Source organism: Streptomyces sp. NPDC048434 (genome assembly GCF_043200375.1).
Classification (GTDB): Bacteria; Actinomycetota; Actinomycetes; order Streptomycetales; family Streptomycetaceae; genus Streptomyces.
Genome location: NZ_JBICXQ010000009.1, coordinates 117,368 through 135,644, shown reverse-complemented (window position 1 = coordinate 135,644; position 18,277 = coordinate 117,368). Strand labels below are relative to the sequence as shown.

Genomic DNA, 18,277 nt, shown 5'->3' with positions numbered 1-18,277 from the left:
CACCACGCTCAGCCCGCCGTCTCCCCGCCGCTCGCGGAGGGGGAGGCGGCGGGCTCGTTCGTGCCCGGCGCCGTGATCCGCACCGTGCGCAGCTGTGCCGGCAACAGGCCGGCGGGCCGGAGGACCCGGGTCACCGCCGCATCCAGGTCGAGCCGCTCGCCCGCGCGTCGGCAGTGCTCGTAGCGCTCGGCTCCCAGCCGCTCACGCGCCTCCTCCTCGCACCGCGCATGCGGCTGGTGGAAGTGGCGCGAGCCGAACAGCGGCAGCCCCACCGACGGCCAGATCCGTCCCGCGGCGCCCTGCAGCACCGCCGCCTCCTCCGCATCGCCCTCGCCGAGCGTCACCAGGGCCAGCAGCTCGATCGCCAGCACCGCACCCAGCAGGTCGTGGAAGGTGTGATCGATGGCCAGACACTCCTCCAGCAGCCCGCGGGCCCGTTCGCCGTCGCCACGGGTCCATGCCGCGAAGGCCAGTACGTACTGGGCGTACGCCAGCGTCCAGCGCTCGCCGTGCTCCTCGCAGACCTCCAGGACGTCCTCGCACAGCCGCTCCGCGTCCGCCAGCTCGCCCTGGAAGGCCACCGCCATCGCCAGCTCGACCTGCCCCAACAGCACATTGCTGTTGAGCTCGCCGATCTCCCGGTAGCGCAGCAGCGCCGCGCGCAGCAGCTTCTCGGCGCGCGGCAGGTCGTCACAGACCAGCGCCAGACAGCCGGTGCGGTGCAGCGCATACGCGGCCGCGGTGGCGTTGCCGGTCCGCTCGGCCTCGTCGCGGCACTCCTGCAGGGCCCCCAGCGCGCCGACGGTGTCCCCCTGGACCACCGCGACATAGCCGGCCACCCACAGCGCCTTCAGCCGCGCCTCGTCGTGGTTGCTCTCCAGTTCCAGGGCCCGGTCCAGCCAGTGCCGGCCCTCCGCGAGCCGCCCGCAGCCCACCCAGTAGAACCACAGGGTGCCCGCCAGATACTGGCCGAGGTGCGTATCGGCGGGGCTCTCCAGGCTCTGTTCCAGCGCCACCCGCAGATTGGGCAGCTCGGCCTCGATCCGGGCCGCGATCTCGGCCTGCCGGGGGCTGAACCAGTCCAGTTCGCACCAGGTGGCCAGCCCCAGATACCAGTCGCGGTGCCGGCGCCGCAGCCGCTCGCCGTCGGGGGTCGCCGCCAGCCAGCCCGCACCGTAGGCCCGTACGGTGTCCAGCATCCGGTAGCGCACCCCGGTCGCGGTCTCCTCGCGCGCGAGCACCGACTGGGCGACCAACTCCGTGATGACGTCGAGGAGTTCACCGGACGGCAGCTCCGGGCCCGAGCAGACGTATTCGGCCGCGTCCAGATCGAACTGCCCGGCGAAGACCGACAGCCGCGCCCACAGCAGCCGTTCCTCGGACGTGCACTGCTCATGGCTCCAGCCGATCGCGGTGCGCAGCGTCCGGTGGCGGGGCAGTACGCCGCGGGCGTTGCCGGTCAGCAGCCGGAATCGGTCGTCGAGCCGGTGCAGCACCTGGTCCACGGACAGCGCGCGCAGCCGTCCGGCGGCCAGCTCCAGCGCGAGCGGGATGCCGTCGAGACGGTCGCAGAGCGCGGTGACCGCTGCCTCGTCGGACGGCCCGACGGTGAACCCGGCGACGACGGAAGCGGCGCGGTCGGCGAACAGGGCGGTGGCATCTGTGGTGTTCATCGGCGACAGCGGCATACTCCGCTCGCCGTCGAGCCCGAGCGGCCGCCGGCCCGCGGCCAGCACCCGCAGCCCGGGAGCGCGGCGCAGCAGCTGCCCGGTCAGCTCGGCACAGGAGTCGACCAGGTGCTCATAGCCGTCCAGGACCAGCAGCAGTTCACGGTCGGCGAGGTGGTCGCACAGCGCGGCGCGCACCGGACGGCCGGTGTGGTCGTTCACTCCCAGCGCCTCGGCGACGACGTGGTCCAGGAGGTGCGGCTCACGCAGGGCGGCCAGTTCGACCAGCCACACCCCATCGCAGAAGCGATCCTGCAAGATTGCTGCGCCATGGCGGGCAAGCCGCGAGGTGCCGACGCCGCCGAGGCCGGTGAGCGTCACCAGCCGGGCGGACTCCAGCTGTCGTGCCAGCGCGGCCAGTTCGTCGTGGCGGCCGATGAAGCCGTTGAGCTCCGCGGGAAGATTCCCGGGCCTTCCCGGCGCCCGCAGACGCGCTGGGGAGGAGCGGAAGGCAGGGCCGGGGCGCGTGAGGCGTCGCATGGCACACGGAGCGTACTCGGCAGGATGCGGACCGTACAATCACGCCTCCGGTTTCCCCCGGCGTCCGCTCAGCGCCACGGGGAACGGGGTACGGACGGACAGTCACGGCGCGATAAGGTCAAGGTTGCCGTTCGAGCAGGACGAGACCAGACCAAATCAGTCGGAGAGTGGTGCCAACGTGTCCGGTGGAGAGGTGGCCGGGATCCTCGTGGCCGTCTTCTGGGCCATCCTTGTGTCGTTCCTCGCCCTCGTGCTGGTGAGGCTCGCACAGACCCTCAAGGCGACCACCAAGATGGTGGCCGAGGTGTCCGAACAGGCCGTCCCGCTCCTTGCCGACGCCTCCGCGACCGTCCGCTCCGCGCACACCCAGCTGGCCCGCGTCGATGCCATTGCCGCCGACGTCCAAGAGGTCACCGCCAACGCCTCCGCGCTCTCCTCGACCGTCTCCTCCGCCTTCGGCGGTCCGCTGGTCAAGGTGGCGGCGTTCGGCTACGGCGTGCGCCGCGCGATCGGCAAGAAGGGCGAGCCGGAGCCCGAGCGCACCGTCGTCCTCGGCCGTACCCTGCCCGGCGCCCGCCGTGGTGGGCGCCGTAACCGTCGCTCCAAGGACTGATCACAGCGATGTTCCGCCGCGCATTCTGGTTCACCACCGGCGCCGCCGCCGGGGTGTGGGCCACCAACAAGGTCCACCGCAAGCTGCGCAAACTGCAGCCCGACAGCCTCGCCGCACAGGCCGCTGACAAGGCCGTCGAGACCGGACACCGGCTGCGCCAATTTGCATTGGACGTACGGACGGGAATGGCGGACCGTGAAGAGCAGTTGCACGAAGCCCTGGGGCTGGGGGAGCCGAGCGAGGTGCGTGAGCTGCCCGCACCGCGCCGTGCGGAGCTCGAACCGCAGTACCGAACCACGAGAACAACCGGACCTACCGGTCTGACCGGGCCGAATGGAAAAGAGGACCACTGATGGAGTCGGCTGAAATCCGCCGCCGCTGGCTGCGCTTCTTCGAGGAGCGCGGGCACACCGTCGTGCCGTCGGCGTCGCTCATCGCGGACGACCCGACGCTGCTGCTCGTCAACGCGGGCATGGTCCCCTTCAAGCCGTACTTCCTCGGTGAGGTCAAGCCGCCCGCTCCGCGCGCCACCAGCGTCCAGAAGTGCGTCCGTACGCCGGACATCGAAGAGGTCGGCAAGACCACCCGGCACGGCACGTTCTTCCAGATGTGCGGCAACTTCTCCTTCGGCGACTACTTCAAGGAAGGCGCCATCAAGTACGCCTGGGAGCTGCTGACCAGCTCGCAGGCCGACGGCGGCTACGGCCTCGATCCGGAGAAGCTCTGGATCACCGTCTACCTCGACGACGACGAGGCCGAGCGCATCTGGCACGAGGTCGTCGGGGTACCCAAGGAGCGCATCCAGCGCCTGGGCAAGACGGAGAACTACTGGTCCATGGGCGTCCCCGGCCCCTGCGGCCCGTGCTCCGAGATCAACTACGACCGTGGCCCCGAGTTCGGCGTCGAGGGCGGCCCGGCCGTCAACGACGAGCGGTACGTGGAGATCTGGAACCTGGTCTTCATGCAGTACGAGCGCGGCGCGGGCACGGGCAAGGAGGACTTCGAGATCCTCGGCGACCTGCCCAGCAAGAACATCGACACCGGCCTCGGCCTCGAGCGCCTGGCGATGATCCTGCAGGACGTCCCGAACATGTACGAGACGGACACCCTCCGTGTCGTCATCGACAAGGCCACCGAGCTCTCCGGTGTCCACTACGGCGCCTCGCACGACTCCGACGTCTCGCTGCGCGTCGTCGCCGACCACATCCGTACGTCCACGATGCTCATCGGCGACGGCGTCACCCCCGGCAACGAGGGCCGCGGCTACGTCCTGCGCCGCATCATGCGCCGCGCCATCCGGAACATGCGCCTGCTCGGGGCCGGCGGGCTGGTCATCGGTGAGCTGATGGACGTGGTCATCAAGACCATGGGCCAGCAGTACCCGGAGCTGCTGGAGGACCGCCGCCGCATCGAGACGGTCGCCCTCGCCGAGGAGGCCGCCTTCGTCAAGACGCTGAAGGCCGGCACCAACATCCTCGACACCGCCGTCACCGACACCAAGGCCTCCGGCGGCACGGTCCTGCCCGGCGACAAGGCCTTCCTGCTCCACGACACCTGGGGCTTTCCGATCGACCTCACCCTCGAAATGGCCGCTGAGCAGGGCCTTTCGGTGGACGAGAACGGCTTCCGCCGCCTGATGAAGGAGCAGCGGGACCGCGCCAAGGCCGACGCCCAGGCCAAGAAGAGCGGTCACGCCGACCTGTCCGCCTACCGGGAGGTCGCCGACAAGTCCGGCGCCACGGAGTTCACCGGCTACAGCACCACGGAGGGCGAGTCCACCGTCGTCGGTCTGCTGGTGAACGGCGTCTCCGCGCCCGCCGCCCACGAGGGCGACGAGGTCGAGGTCGTCCTGGACCGCACCCCCTTCTACGCCGAGGGCGGCGGCCAGCTCGCCGACGCCGGCCGGATCAAGCTGGACTCCGGCGCCGTCGTCGAGGTCCGCGACGTCCAGCAGCCGGTGCCCGGCGTCACGGTCCACAAGGGCGTCGTCCAGGTCGGCGAGGTCGTGCTCGGCTCCACCGCGTACGCCACCATCGACGTCATCCGCCGGCGTGCCATCGCCCGCGCCCACAGCGCCACCCACCTCACGCACCAGGCGCTGCGCGACGCGCTGGGCCCGACGGCCGCGCAGGCCGGCTCGGAGAACTCCCCGGGTCGCTTCCGCTTCGACTTCGGCTCGCCGGCCGCCGTGCCCGGCGGGGTCCTCACGGACGTCGAGCAGAAGATCAACGAGGTGCTGGGCCGTGAGCTCGATGTGCACGCCGAGGTCATGAGCATGGAGGACGCCAAGAAGCAGGGCGCCATCGCCGAATTCGGCGAGAAGTACGGCGACCGCGTCCGGGTGGTCACCATCGGTGACTTCTCCAAGGAGCTGTGCGGCGGCACGCACGTCCACAACACCGCTCAGCTGGGCCTGGTGAAGCTGCTCGGCGAGTCCTCCATCGGCTCCGGCGTACGCCGGGTCGAGGCGCTGGTCGGGGTGGACGCCTACAAGTTCCTGGCCCGTGAGCACACCGTCGTCTCCCAGCTCACCGAGCTGGTCAAGGGACGTCCGGAGGAGCTGCCCGAGAAGATCTCCGGTGTCCTGGCCAAGCTGAAGGACGCCGAGAAGGAGATCGAGAAGTTCCGCGCGGAGAAGGTGCTGCGGGCCGCCGCCGGGCTGGCCGAGGGCGCCAAGGACGTCCGCGGTGTGGCGCTGGCCGCCGGTCAGGTCCCGGACGGCACCTCCGCCGACGATCTGCGCAAGCTGGTGCTCGACGTACGCGGCCGGATCCAGGGCGACCGTGCCGCCGTGGTGGCGCTCTTCACGGTGGCCAACGGCCGCCCGGTGACGGTCATCGCCACCAACGAGGCCGCCCGCGAGCGCGGCATCAAGGCCGGTGACCTGGTCCGTACGGCCGCCAAGACGCTCGGCGGCGGTGGCGGCGGCAAGCCGGACGTCGCCCAGGGCGGCGGGCAGAACGCCGCCGCGGTGCCCGAGGCCATCGAGGCCGTCGAGCGCCTCGTCGCCGAGGCGGCCTGACGCACGTGAGTGAGATGCGACGCGGCCGGCGCATCGCCGTGGATGTCGGGGACGCCCGTATCGGGGTCGCCTCGTGCGACCCCGACGGGGTCCTCGCCACTCCCGTCGAGACGGTGCCGGGACGTGACGTCCCGGCAGCGCACCGTCGGCTCAAGGCGATCGTCGAGGAGTACGAGCCCCTCGAAGTCGTGGTCGGCCTGCCCCGCTCCCTGAACGGGGGAGAGGGGCCGGCCGCGGCCAAGGTCCGGGCCTTCGCCCAGGAGATGGCCCGGAACATCGCACCCGTAGGGGTCCGGCTGGTCGATGAGCGGATGTCGACGGTCACCGCGACCCAGGGCCTGCGGGCCTCGGGCGTGCGGAGCAAGAAGGGCCGCTCGGTGGTCGACCAGGCGGCCGCGGTGGTGATCCTGCAGAGCGCGCTGGAGACCGAACGCGTCTCCGGGGAACCCCCGGGCGAGAGCGTCGAAGTGGTCATCTGATCGCGGTACGGTAACGTTCCGCGCGATGTGCGGCGTTCGAACAGCCGCGCGTGCAAGTAGAGGCGGGTCGGGTACAGCAAGCGCGCTGCCGGTCCGGAGCGCACCGCCTCTCGGCTCTAGGGGATCGATGACCGAGTATGGCCGGGGCTACGGCTCCGAACCGTGGCATCCCGAGGACCCGCTCTACGGAGAGCAGGGTTCCTCCAGAGGCCAGGCGCAGCAGCCTCAGTGGGATGGACAGCAGGCCCCCCGGTACCCCCAGCAGCAGGCCGACCCGTATACCCAGCAGCACTACAACGGTGGCTGGGACGGTTCGCAGGGCGGGCAGCTGTCGTATGACCCGTACGACCCCTACGGGCAGCAGCCGCCGGTCGACCCGTACAGCGGGGCGAGCCCCGACTACTACGCCACGCCCGACGCCTATCCGCCACCACAGCCGCAGCATCTGCAGCAGTCGCAACAGCAGCAGATGCAGCAGCAACAGCAGTACCAGCAGTCGCCGCACCCGCAGCAGCAGAGCGCGTATCCGCAGCACGCGGAGCCGTACTACGACGAGTACGACGGCCCCGGCGACGACTGGCGGGCCGAGCCGGAGCCGCACGAGCCGGAGCCGGAGCATGCGTTCTTCGCGGGCGACGGCGGGGGCGACGACCACGACGACAACGACCCGCGCGAAGGACGCCGGGCCGGCCGCGAGCGCCGTGGCAAGAAGAACAAACGGCGCAGCGGTACCGCCTGCCTGGTCGTCGCGCTGGTCTTCGCCGGCGCGGTCGGCGCGGTCGGCTACTTCGGCTACGACTTCTTCATGGCCCACTTCGGATCGGCCCCCGACTACAAGGGGGAGGGCTCCGGCGAGATCCAGGTCGACATTCCGGACGGTTCGCCGCTCTCGGAAATGGGCCAGATCCTCCAGCGCGAGGGCGTCATCAAGAGCGCCGGCGCCTTCACCGAGGCGGCCGGCGAGAACAAGAAGGCGCAGAGCCTGCAGGCCGGGACGTACACGCTGCGCAAGCAGATGTCGGGCGCCGCGGCCATCGAGCTGATGCTGGACCCCAAGAGCCGCAACGGCCTCACGATCCGTGAAGGGCTGCGGGCCGGCGACGTCTACAAACTCATCGACAAGAAGCTGCACCTCAAGGCGGGCACGACCAAGGGTGTCGCGAAGAGCGACGCCAAGAACCTCGGGCTGCCGTCGTGGGCGAACGACTCCTCGAAGATAAAGGACCCGCTGGAGGGCTTCCTCTATCCCTCGACCTACAGCGTCGGTGGAAAGGTGAAGCCGGCCGAGGTCCTGAAGCAGATGGTGGCGAGGGCGAACCAGGTCTACGCGAAGTACGACCTGGAAGCGAAAGCCCGCAAGCTCAAGCTGGACTCGCCGATGCAGCTGCTGACCGTCGCCAGCCTCACGCAGGCCGAAGGCAAGTACAAGCATGACTTCGTCAAGGTCGCGCGCGTGGTCTACAACCGCCTCAAGCCGAACAACACCGAGACGTACGGCCTGCTGGACTTCGACTCGACGGTGAACTACGCCAGGTCCCAGAGCACCCTGGACACCGGATCCGTCGACAATCTGCGGAACTTCAACGACCCCTACAACACCTACAAGTTCAAGGGACTGCCGCCGGGCCCGATCGGCAACCCGGGTGAGGTGGCGCTCAAGTCGGCCATCGACCCGGCCAAGGGCAACTGGTACTACTTCGTCTCGATCAACCCGGAAAAGACGCTGTTCGCCGAGACGAACGAAGAGCATGAGCGAAACCGGCGCATCTACGCGAAGGAACACGAGAAAGCCAAGCAATGAGCGCCACACGTCGAGCCGCGGTACTCGGCTCCCCGATCGCCCACTCCCTCTCTCCGGTGCTGCACCGCGCCGCCTACCGGGAGCTGGGACTGAGCGACTGGACGTATGACCGCCACGAGGTCGACGAAGCGGGGCTGCCCGCCTTCATGGAGCGCCTGGACGCAACCTGGGCGGGACTCTCGCTGACCATGCCGCTCAAGCGGGCGGTGATCCCGTTGCTCGACGAGATCAGCCCCACGGCAGCCTCGGTCGAGGCGGTGAACACCGTCGTCCGCACCGCCGAGGGGCGCCGCCTCGGCGACAACACCGACATCCCCGGCATGCTCGCCGCGCTGCGCGAGCGCGGGGTGCGGCAGGTCGAGCGGGCGTCGGTGCTGGGCGCCGGCGCCACCGCCTCCTCGGCGCTCGCCGCGCTCTCCCGTATCTGCACCGGCGAGGTCACCGCCTATGTCCGCAGCCGGGCGCGCGCCGACGAGATGCGCGGCTGGGGCGAGCGGCTGGGAGTCACGGTCCGCACTGCCGCCTGGGAGGACGCCGCCGCGGCCTTCGAGGCACCGCTGACCATTGCCACCACCCCGGCGGGCACCACCGATCCGCTCGCCGCCGCCGTCCCCGAGCGGCCCGGCACGCTCTTCGACGTCCTCTACGAGCCCTGGCCGACGGCGCTGGCCACCGCCTGGGCCGAACGCGGCGGCGCCGTGGTGGGCGGCCTGGACCTGCTGGTCCACCAGGCCGTACTGCAGGTGGAGCAGATGACGGGGCGCTCCCCGGCGCCGCTGGCCGCGATGCGCAAGGCCGGCGAGGCGGCGCTCGCCACCCGCTGACCCGTCCGGTCCGTCCCGGTCCGTCCCCGCTGTCCGCGTGTGCCCGGTCCGGCCCCTGGACTGGGCGCCGCCCGCCGCGCGCGACGTGGGAGGATCGGGGGGAGACCGTATGCGGATGAGCAGTACATGAGGAGCACCGTTGAGCAGGTTGCGCTGGCTGACGGCGGGGGAGTCGCACGGCCCCGCACTCGTGGCGACGCTGGAGGGCCTTCCGGCCGGAGTCCCGATCACCACGGAACTGGTGGCGGACGCCCTGGCCCGGCGCCGGCTCGGCTATGGCCGCGGTGCCCGGATGAAGTTCGAGCAGGACCAGGTCACGTTCCTGGGCGGCGTGCGGCACGGTCTGTCGCTGGGCTCGCCGGTGGCCGTGATGATCGGCAACACCGAGTGGCCCAAGTGGGAGCAGGTGATGGCGGCCGATCCGGTGGACCCGGAGGAGCTGGCCGCGCTGGCCCGTAACGCGCCGCTGACCCGCCCCCGCCCCGGCCACGCCGACCTCGCCGGTATGCAGAAGTACGGCTTCGACGAGGCCCGCCCGATCCTGGAACGCGCCTCCGCCCGTGAGACCGCCGCCCGGGTCGCCCTGGGCGCGGTCGCCCGCTCCTTCCTCAAGGAGACGGCCGGCATCGAGATCGTCTCCCATGTCGTCGAGCTGGCCGCGGCCAAGGCCCCGTACGGGGTCTACCCGAAGCCCTCCGACGTGGAGAAGCTGGACGCCGATCCGGTGCGCTGCCTGGACGCGGACGCGAGCAAGGCGATGATCGCCGAGATCGACCAGGCCCACAAGGACGGCGACACCCTCGGCGGTGTGGTCGAGGTGCTGGCATACGGCGTGCCGGTGGGCCTCGGCTCGCACGTCCACTGGGACCGGCGGCTGGACGCCCGGCTGGCCGCCGCCCTCATGGGCATCCAGGCGATCAAGGGCGTCGAGGTCGGTGACGGCTTCGACCTGGCGCGGGTGCCCGGCTCGAAGGCCCATGACGAGATCCTGTCGACCGACGACGGGATCAAGCGCAGCTCGGGCCACTCCGGCGGCACCGAAGGCGGGCTGACGACCGGTGAGCTGCTGCGGGTGCGTGCCGCGATGAAGCCGATCGCCACGGTGCCGCGGGCGCTGGCGACGATCGATGTGAGCACCGGTGAGGCCGCCAAGGCGCACCACCAGCGCTCGGACGTCTGCGCCGTGCCGGCCGCGGGCATCGTCGCCGAGGCGATGGTCGCCCTCGTCCTGGCGGACGCGGTCCTGGAGAAGTTCGGCGGCGACAGCGTGCCGGAGACCCGCCGCAATGTGCAGACCTTCCTCGACAACCTGGCGATCCGATGACGTCGCCGGTCGTCGTGCTGGTCGGCCCGCCCGGGGCCGGCAAGTCGACGGTGGGCGCGCAGCTGGCCGAGCGGCTGGGTGTCGGCTACCGGGACACCGACGCCGATATCGTCGCCACGGCCGGCCGGCCGATCGCCGAGATCTTCATCGACGAGGGCGAGCCGTACTTCCGCGAGCTGGAGCGCACGGCGGTACGCGACGCGCTGGAGAGCCACCCCGGTGTGCTCTCGCTCGGCGGCGGCGCGATCCTGGACGACGGCACCCGCAAGCTGCTGACCGGGCTGCCGGTGGTCTTCCTGGACGTCCAACTCGCCGATGCCGTCAAGCGGGTGGGCCTCGATGCGCCCCGCCCGCTGCTGGCCGTCAACCCGCGCAAGCAGTGGCGCGAGCTGATGGAACACCGCCGCCCGCTGTACACCGGGGTCGCGCGCGCCGTGATCGAAACGGGGCAGCGCACCCCCGAGCAGGTCGCCGAGGCGATCCTGGACGCTTTGGAGCTACGGCAGGCCCCGGGGCAGACCCCGCAGGCCGCCCACAGGGAGGAACAGGCATGACGGAGCAGGCCACCCGTATCCAGGTCGGCGGTACGGCGGGCACCGACCCGTACGAGGTGCTCGTCGGGCGGCAGCTGCTCGACGAACTCCCGGGCCTGATCGGCGGGAGTGCGAAGCGGGTCGCGGTGCTGCACCCGGAGGCGCTGGCCGCCACCGGCGAGGCGCTGCGCGAGGACCTCGCCTCCCAGGGCTACGAGGCGATCGCCGTCCAGCTGCCGAACGCCGAGGAGTCCAAGACCGTCGAGGTCGCGGCGTACTGCTGGAAGGCCCTCGGACAGTCGGGCTTCACCCGCAGCGATGTGCTCGTCGGGGTCGGCGGCGGCGCCACCACCGACCTGGCCGGCTTCGTCGCCGCGACCTGGCTGCGCGGGGTGCGCTGGATCGCGGTGCCGACGACGGTCCTGGGCATGGTGGACGCGGCGGTCGGCGGCAAGACCGGCATCAACACCGCCGAGGGCAAGAACCTCGTCGGCGCCTTCCACCCGCCGGCCGGAGTGCTCTGCGATCTGGCCGCGCTCGACTCGCTGCCGGTCCACGACTACGTCTCCGGTCTGGCCGAGGTGATCAAGGCCGGCTTCATCGCCGACCCGGCGATCCTCGAACTGATCGAGTCGGACCCGGAGGCCGCCAAGCGCCCGGACGGGGCGCACACCGCCGAGCTCATCGAGCGGGCGATCCGGGTCAAGGCCGAGGTGGTCTCCGCGGACCTCAAGGAGTCCGGCCTGCGCGAGATCCTCAACTACGGCCACACCCTGGCGCACGCCATCGAGAAGAACGAGCGCTACAACTGGCGGCACGGCGCTGCCGTCTCCGTCGGCATGGTCTTCGCCGCCGAACTCGGCCGGATCGCCGGCCGTCTGGACGACGCCACCGCCGACCGGCACCGCTCCGTCCTGGAGTCCGTCGGACTGCCGCTGACCTACCGCGGCGACCAGTGGCCCAAGCTGCTGGAGACGATGAAGGTCGACAAGAAGTCCCGCGGCGACCGGCTGCGCTTCATCGTCCTGGACGGTCTCGCCAAGCCGACCGTCCTGGAGGGCCCGGACCCGGCCATGCTGCTCGCCGCACACGCGGAGATCGCCTCATGACCCGGCGGGTACTCGTCCTCAACGGCCCCAACCTGGGCCGGCTGGGTTCTCGTGAGCCCGAGGTCTACGGCGCCACCTCCTACACCGGACTGGTCGAGGAGTGCACCAGGCTGGGCAAGGAGCTGGGCTTCGAGGCCGAGGTCCGGGAGACCAACGACGAGGGGGAGATGATCCGCTGGCTGCACGAGGCCGCCGACGGATCGATTCCGGTCGTCATCAACCCCGGTGCCTTCACGCACTACTCCTACGGCATGCGGGACGCGGCCGCCCAGCGCACCGCCCCGCTGATCGAGGTGCACATCTCGAACCCGTACGCGCGCGAGGAGTTCCGCCACAATTCGGTCATTGCGGCCGTCGCCAGCGGTACGGTCGCCGGCTTCGGCATCGGCTCGTACCGTCTCGCGCTCCGCGCGCTGGCCGAGGAACTGGACGGCTGACGCCCTCTCGGGCACCTGATCCCGCCCCCGGCCGTTCAACCATGGAGCGCCGGGGGTAGGGAGCCCTCCTGCCGTGTGCGGGAGGGTACGGTTCCCAGCAGTACCATCCACGCCGACGGGTGTAGGGCACAACGGCCCCTCCGGGCCGGTGGGTTACCGCACGACGCACCGGGCAGCCAGTCCCGGCGCCTGGGGGCAGTCCCCCCAGCTACCGCCGGCGTGAGCCCGGGGAGCACCACATCGACCGCACGAGACGGAGAGCCACCGGATGCAGCACGCAGTGGGGGCTCCGCTGCCACCGCCACGCGGGCAGGTACCACTTGGGGCCGCCATGAACTGGACGCCCAACCCGGGACAGCACACCCCGCAGTCCCCGCCGGCCCCTTCCGCCCCTCCTCCGCCCGCGCAGCAGCCCGCCCCCGGTCAGGGCTGGCACGGCCCCGCGCCCCAGCAGGCCCCGCCCCCGCCCACCCCGCACAGCACGGACATCACCGGCCATGTGCCGCTGCCCCCGGGCGCCCCGGTGCCGCTGCCCAGCCCGCCCACCGATGCCGCGGCGCCGGACGCCGCGCATGCGGCCGTCGCGGTGCTGCTCATCGGCCCGGCCGGGGCCGGCAAGACCAGCGTGGCGCGCCACTGGGCCGACACCCGGCGGGTGCCGACCGCGCACATCAGCCTCGACGATGTCCGCGAATGGGTCCGGTCCGGCTTCGCCGATCCGCAGTCCGGCTGGAACGACCACTCCGAGGCGCAGTACCGCCTCGCCCGCCGCACCTGCGGCTTCGCGGCCCGTAACTTCCTCGCCAACGGCATCTCCTGCATCCTCGACGACGCGGTCTTCCCCGACCGGCCGGTCGTCGGCCTCGGCGGCTGGAAGCGCCATGTAGGACCCGGCCTGCTGCCGATCGTGCTGCTGCCCGGCCTGGAGATCGTCCTGGAGCGCAACGCCCGGCGCAGCGGCAACCGCCGGCTGTCCGACGAAGAGGTGGCCAGGATCCACGGGCGGATGGCCGGCTGGTACGGCTCCGGCCTGCCGATCATCGACAATTCCCAGCACGACGTCGCCACGACGGTGCGGATGTTGGACGACGTCGTCGCCCGCAGCATCGCCAGCCCGCCGAGCTGGTAGCAGCCCCGTACCCCGGGCGGCCCCGCTCGACCGGCCGCCTCGGGGGAGCCGCCGTACGCTCGTGATATGTCCGAGTTGTACGCGGCCCGACGCACGCGGCTGCGCGACCGCTGCGCCGCAACCGGAAGTGCCGCCGCACTGATCTCGCGCCCCGCGAACGTCCGCTACCTCACCGGTTGCGCGCCGCCCGGCGCCGCGCTGCTGCTGGGTCCGGTCGACGATGTGCTGCTGTGCGGCAGACCGTTGAGCGGTGATCCCGCCGAGGGGCGGCCGGCCGACGACGTACAGGTGTCGGTGCTGCCGACCCGTGGCGGCGACCCGGTCGTGGCCGGCGCCGACCTGGCCGCGATGGCCGGCGCGGACGCCCTGGCCGTCGAGGAGCACCATCTCACCGTCACCCGGCACCGTGCGCTCTCCCAGGTCGCGCCCCGGCTGCGGCTGACCGATCTGGCCTGCGCGGTCGAGGCGCAGCGGCTGGTGAAGGACGACGACGAGATCGCCTGTCTGCGGATCGCCGCCGAGATCGCCGACCAGGCCCTGGGAGAGCTCCTCGAATCGATCCTGGTCGGCCGCACCGAGCGGCATCTCGCCCTGGAACTGGAGCGCCGGCTGGTGGACCACGGTGCGGACGGCCCGGCCTTCCCCACATCCGTCGCGACCGGCCCCAACGCCGGCCGCCCCGGGCATCTGCCCACCGATCGGCGGGTCGAGGAGGGCGACTTCCTCAGCGTCTGCCTGGGCGCCAATTACCGCGGCTACCGCTGCGAGATCGGCCGGACCTTCGTCATCGGCACCACGCCCTCGGACTGGCAGATCGAGCTGTACGATCTCGTTTTCGCAGCCCAGCGGGCCGGGCGGGAGGCACTTGCGCCGGGTGTGGAGTGCCGTGAGGTGGACCGGGTGACCCGTCATGTGCTGGACGCCGCGGGGTACGGCGAGGGGCTCGGACCGTGGACCGGGCACGGCGTGGGACTCGAAATCGACGAGGACCCTCAATTGTCGCCTGCCGCCATGGGTAAACTGGACGCTTGCGTGCCGGTCACCGTCGAGCCGGGGGTTCACATCCCGGGCCGTGGGGGTGTCCGGATCGACGACACACTCGTCGTCCGCCCCGAGGCGGACGGCGGGCCCGAGCTACTCACGATCACGACCAAGGAGCTGCTCGCACTCTGAGCCGTAGAGGTTCGGCGTGCGCGTGCTCCGGGGTCCCACCACCTGCAGTCCAGGAGATTCCGCAACCGTGGCATCCACGAACGACCTCAAGAACGGCATGGTGCTCAAGCTCGACGGCGGCCAGCTCTGGTCCGTCGTCGAGTTCCAGCACGTCAAGCCCGGCAAGGGCCCGGCCTTCGTCCGCACCAAGCTCAAGAACGTGCTGTCCGGCAAGGTGGTGGACAAGACCTTCAACGCCGGCGTGAAGGTCGAGACGGCCACCGTCGACAAGCGCGGGATGCAGTTCTCGTACATGGACGGCGACTACTTCGTCTTCATGGACATGGACACCTACGACCAGCTGCACGTCGACCGTAAGTCCGTCGGCGACGCCGCGAACTACCTCATCGAGGGCTTCGAGGCGGTCGTGGCGCAGCACGAGGGCGAGGTGCTCTACGTCGAGCTGCCTGCCGCGGTCGAGCTGAACATCAAGCACACCGAGCCCGGCGTGCAGGGCGACCGCTCCACCGGTGGCTCCAAGCCCGCCGAGCTGGAGACCGGCCACTCCATCCAGGTGCCGCTCTTCATCACGACCGGTGAGAAGATCAAGGTCGACACCCGCACGGGCGACTACCTCGGCCGGGTGAACAGCTAACCGTGGCTGCCCGCACCAAGGCCCGTAAGCGCGCCTTCCAGATACTCTTCGAGGCCGACCAGCGCGGTGCCGATGTGCAGTCCGTGCTCGCGGACTGGATGCGGCACGCCCGGACCGACTCCCGTCAGCCGCCGGTGAACGAATACACCCTGCAGTTGGTCGAGGGGTACGCGGACCGTGCCGCCCGGATCGATGAGCTGATCTCCACCTACGCGGTCGACTGGGACCTGGACCGGATGCCGGCGGCCGACCGCAGCATCCTGCGGCTCGGCGCCTATGAGCTGCTCTGGGTGGACGACACCCCGGACGCGGTGGCGATCGACGAGGCCGTACAGCTCGCCGGGGAATTCTCCACGGACGACTCCCCGGCCTTCGTCAACGGCCTCCTCGGCCGGTTCAAGGAGCTGAAGCCGAGCCTGCGGCGCGAGGCGTAGCAGGCGGTCGGCAGAGCGTGTGAACGGGCCCGGAGCGAGGGGCAATGCTCCGGGCCCTTCGCATGCCCGCAGAACGCCGTATGGGGGCTCTCCTGGCGCGCTGTGCGCCGCCGGCGTGCGCCCTCAGTGCGCCGGTACAGAAAAACCGCCGCCCCGGAACCCGGAGCGGCGGCACGTTTCTGCAGGTGGTGAAGCGGGTCAGATCTCGTCGTGCTGCACGGCGCGGCGTGCTTCGGCGTCGAGCACGCCCCAGCTGATCAGTTGCTCGGTCAGCACCGAGGGCGACTGGTCGTAGATGACCGCGAGGGTGCGCAGGTCGTCCTGGCGGATCGAAAGGACCTTGCCGTTGTAGTCGCCGCGCTGGCTCTGGATCGTGGCGGCGTAGCGCTGCAGCGGGCCGGCCTTCTCCTGCGGGACATGGGCGAGGCGCTCCAGGTCGAGCACCAGCTTCGGCGGCGGCTCGGCCGCTCCGCCCGGTGTCGTGCCCGGCAGCAGTTCCTGCACCGGAACGCCGTAGAAGTCCGCCAGCTCGGCAAGGCGCTGCACGGTCACGGCACGGTCGCCGCGCTCGTAAGAACCCACCACGACGGCCTTCCAACGGCCCTGGGACTTCTCCTCGACGCCGTGGAGAGAGAGGCCCTGCTGGGTGCGGATGGCGCGGAGCTTGGCCCCGAGCTGTTTAGCGTATTCGCTGGACATAAGGCTCCCCGGACGAAGACTGGTAACTCACTGTGAGGTTACGCAGCGTAATCTGACTTCGTCAAGCGGAACGGGCCAGACCCTCACCCGTCAGGGGTGCGGACGGCTCCTGGGAGGGCTCCTGATAGCCTGGGCTGCGTAATTTCGACGTCCTTTAAGGTCCGTCCCGTGAGGCGGAGAAGGAGGTCCGTTTCATATGGACGCAAGCAGTTCCGACACGACAGCTCAGCTCCCCGCGCGGCCGGTGCTCGAAGGCCCGGACATCGCGCGGATGCTCACCCGTATTGCCCACGAGATCGTCGAGCGCGCCAAGGGCGCGGACGATGTGGTGCTCCTGGGGATCCCGACCCGCGGCGTCTTCCTCGCCCGTCGGCTGGCTGCCAAGCTCGAAGAGATCACCGGCCGGACGGTCCCGGTCGGCTCGCTCGACATCACGATGTACCGCGACGACCTGCGCCTGGGCCCGGCCCGCACGCTCGCCCGCACGGACATCCCCGCCGACGGCATCGAGGGCCGGGTCGTCCTGCTCGTCGACGACGTCCTCTTCTCCGGACGCACCATCCGCGCCGCGCTGGACGCGCTGGGCGACATCGGCCGGCCGCGCGCCGTACAGCTGGCGGTCCTCGTCGACCGCGGCCACCGCGAACTGCCGATCCGCGCCGACTACGTGGGCAAGAACCTCCCCACGTCGCTGCGGGAGACGGTCAAGGTTCAGCTCACCGAGGAGGACGGCCGGGACGCCGTGCTGCTCGGCGTGAAGCACACCGCCCCGGCCGGCGAGCGATAGCGCACCGCGTACGGACCCGGTGACCCCGGGCCCGCAGGCATGCCTGCTCAACGGACATTCCCGTACACCTCCTTCACTCACGGAGAAAACCGGATGAAGCGTCACCTCATCTCGGCCGCCGACCTCACGCGCGACGACGCCGTCCTGATCCTCGACACCGCCGAGGAGATGGCCCGGGTCGCCGACCGGCCGATCAAGAAGCTCCCCACCCTGCGCGGACGCACGGTCTGCAACCTCTTCTTCGAGGACTCGACCCGGACGCGGATCTCCTTCGAGGCAGCCGAGAAGCGGCTCTCCGCCGACGTCATCAACTTCGCCGCCAAGGGGTCCAGCGTCTCCAAGGGCGAGTCCCTCAAGGACACCGCCCAGACCCTGGAGGCGATGGGCGTCGACGCCGTCGTCATCCGGCACGGCGCCTCCGGCGCCCCCTACCGGCTCGCCAACTCCGGCTGGATCGACGCCCCCGTCATCAACGCCGGCGACGGCACCCACCAGCACCCCACCCAGGCCCTGCTCGACGCCTTCACCATGCGGCGCCGGCTCATCGGCCCCGACGCCGGGCTCGGCCAGGACCTCGGGGGACGGCACATCACCGTCGTCGGAGACGTGCTCCACAGCCGGGTCGCGCGCTCGAACGTCGACCTGCTGCACACCCTCGGCGCCGAGGTCACCCTCGTCGCCCCGCCCACCCTGGTGCCGGTCGGTGTCGAGACCTGGCCGTGCGAGGTGTCGTACGACCTCGACAGCGTGCTGCCGAAGTCCGACGCCGTGATGATGCTGCGGGTGCAGCGCGAGCGCATGAACGCCGCTTTCTTCCCGACCGAGCGCGAGTACTCGCGCCGCTACGGCCTGGACGGCGAGCGGATGGCACGGATGCCCGGGCACGCCCTCGTGATGCACCCCGGCCCGATGGTCCGCGGCATGGAGATCACCGCCGAGGTCGCCGACTCCGACCGCTGCACGGTCATCGAGCAGGTGGCCAACGGGGTGTCCGTCCGTATGGCCGTCCTCTACCTGCTGCTCGGCGGCAACGAGCCCGCCGTCACCCACCCCCGTACCGAGGAGAAGTAAG

Annotated in this window: 18 protein-coding genes; 16 read left to right on the top strand and 2 right to left on the bottom strand. The window is 71.0% G+C overall.

The window, feature by feature from the left end:
• Positions 1-8: 8 nt before the first annotated feature.
• On the bottom strand, positions 9-2,207 hold the full coding sequence (locus ACGFWI_RS13330) for an ATP-binding protein (RefSeq protein ID WP_393906082.1): 2,199 nt from the start codon (positions 2,205-2,207) through the stop codon (positions 9-11).
• Positions 2,208-2,385: 178 nt separating this feature from the next.
• On the opposite strand from ACGFWI_RS13330, the gene ACGFWI_RS13325 reads away from it, so the two are divergent.
• The 14 genes from ACGFWI_RS13325 to nusB all read left to right on the top strand — a co-directional run bounded on the left by ACGFWI_RS13325 (position 2,386) and on the right by nusB (position 15,719).
• Complete coding sequence (locus tag ACGFWI_RS13325) at positions 2,386-2,820, top strand: DUF948 domain-containing protein (RefSeq protein ID WP_393906081.1); 435 nt, start codon at positions 2,386-2,388, stop codon at positions 2,818-2,820.
• An 8-nt stretch (positions 2,821-2,828) separates the two neighbouring features.
• Positions 2,829-3,173 (top strand): DUF6167 family protein, encoded by a 345-nt coding sequence (locus tag ACGFWI_RS13320; protein WP_393906080.1) that lies wholly within the window; start codon positions 2,829-2,831, stop codon positions 3,171-3,173.
• Positions 3,173-5,842 (top strand): alanine--tRNA ligase, encoded by a 2,670-nt coding sequence (gene alaS / locus ACGFWI_RS13315; protein WP_393906079.1) that lies wholly within the window; start codon positions 3,173-3,175, stop codon positions 5,840-5,842. The genes ACGFWI_RS13320 and alaS overlap by 1 nt, the downstream gene beginning before the upstream one ends.
• A gap of 14 nt (positions 5,843-5,856) precedes the next feature.
• The gene (gene ruvX / locus ACGFWI_RS13310) at positions 5,857-6,321 is read left to right on the top strand and encodes a Holliday junction resolvase RuvX (RefSeq protein ID WP_393906166.1); all 465 of its coding nucleotides are present in this window, start codon (positions 5,857-5,859) and stop codon (positions 6,319-6,321) included.
• A 127-nt stretch (positions 6,322-6,448) separates the two neighbouring features.
• A complete protein-coding gene (mltG, locus tag ACGFWI_RS13305; RefSeq protein WP_393906078.1) occupies positions 6,449-8,122 on the top strand; it encodes an endolytic transglycosylase MltG in 1,674 nt (557 codons plus the stop codon).
• Positions 8,119-8,946, top strand: coding sequence for a shikimate dehydrogenase (locus ACGFWI_RS13300; protein WP_393906077.1), 828 nt, complete (start codon positions 8,119-8,121; stop codon positions 8,944-8,946). Before mltG ends, ACGFWI_RS13300 begins: the two co-directional genes overlap by 4 nt.
• Before the next feature lie 139 nt (positions 8,947-9,085).
• On the top strand, positions 9,086-10,270 hold the full coding sequence (aroC, locus tag ACGFWI_RS13295) for a chorismate synthase (protein ID WP_393906076.1): 1,185 nt from the start codon (positions 9,086-9,088) through the stop codon (positions 10,268-10,270).
• On the top strand, positions 10,267-10,824 hold the full coding sequence (locus ACGFWI_RS13290) for a shikimate kinase (protein ID WP_393906075.1): 558 nt from the start codon (positions 10,267-10,269) through the stop codon (positions 10,822-10,824). Before aroC ends, ACGFWI_RS13290 begins: the two co-directional genes overlap by 4 nt.
• Positions 10,821-11,912, top strand: a complete 1,092-nt coding sequence (aroB, locus tag ACGFWI_RS13285; protein ID WP_393906074.1) for a 3-dehydroquinate synthase — start codon at positions 10,821-10,823, stop codon at positions 11,910-11,912. The genes ACGFWI_RS13290 and aroB overlap by 4 nt, the downstream gene beginning before the upstream one ends.
• Entirely contained in the window at positions 11,909-12,349 is a 441-nt protein-coding gene (gene aroQ / locus ACGFWI_RS13280; protein ID WP_393906073.1) for a type II 3-dehydroquinate dehydratase, read from the top strand. Before aroB ends, aroQ begins: the two co-directional genes overlap by 4 nt.
• 268 nt (positions 12,350-12,617) lie before the next feature.
• Positions 12,618-13,478, top strand: a complete 861-nt coding sequence (locus ACGFWI_RS13275) for a Pro-rich N-terminal domain-containing protein (RefSeq protein ID WP_393906072.1) — start codon at positions 12,618-12,620, stop codon at positions 13,476-13,478.
• A gap of 66 nt (positions 13,479-13,544) precedes the next feature.
• The gene (locus tag ACGFWI_RS13270) at positions 13,545-14,651 is read left to right on the top strand and encodes an aminopeptidase P family protein (RefSeq protein ID WP_393906071.1); all 1,107 of its coding nucleotides are present in this window, start codon (positions 13,545-13,547) and stop codon (positions 14,649-14,651) included.
• Positions 14,652-14,718: 67 nt separating this feature from the next.
• Positions 14,719-15,285 carry an elongation factor P gene (gene efp, locus ACGFWI_RS13265; RefSeq protein ID WP_393906070.1) on the top strand — a complete coding sequence of 189 codons (567 nt, stop codon included), beginning with the start codon at positions 14,719-14,721 and terminating at the stop codon, positions 15,283-15,285.
• Between the two features lie 2 nt (positions 15,286-15,287).
• Complete coding sequence (nusB, locus tag ACGFWI_RS13260) at positions 15,288-15,719, top strand: transcription antitermination factor NusB (RefSeq protein ID WP_393906069.1); 432 nt, start codon at positions 15,288-15,290, stop codon at positions 15,717-15,719.
• Positions 15,720-15,917: 198 nt separating this feature from the next.
• On the opposite strand, the gene bldD is transcribed toward nusB, so the two are convergent.
• Positions 15,918-16,418 (bottom strand): transcriptional regulator BldD, encoded by a 501-nt coding sequence (bldD, locus tag ACGFWI_RS13255; RefSeq protein ID WP_030987313.1) that lies wholly within the window; start codon positions 16,416-16,418, stop codon positions 15,918-15,920.
• 196 nt (positions 16,419-16,614) lie between these two features.
• On the opposite strand from bldD, the gene pyrR reads away from it, so the two are divergent.
• On the top strand, positions 16,615-17,205 hold the full coding sequence (pyrR, locus tag ACGFWI_RS13250) for a bifunctional pyr operon transcriptional regulator/uracil phosphoribosyltransferase PyrR (protein ID WP_018087604.1): 591 nt from the start codon (positions 16,615-16,617) through the stop codon (positions 17,203-17,205).
• A gap of 93 nt (positions 17,206-17,298) precedes the next feature.
• The gene (locus ACGFWI_RS13245) at positions 17,299-18,276 is read left to right on the top strand and encodes an aspartate carbamoyltransferase catalytic subunit (protein ID WP_393906068.1); all 978 of its coding nucleotides are present in this window, start codon (positions 17,299-17,301) and stop codon (positions 18,274-18,276) included.
• Position 18,277 lies beyond the last annotated feature (1 nt).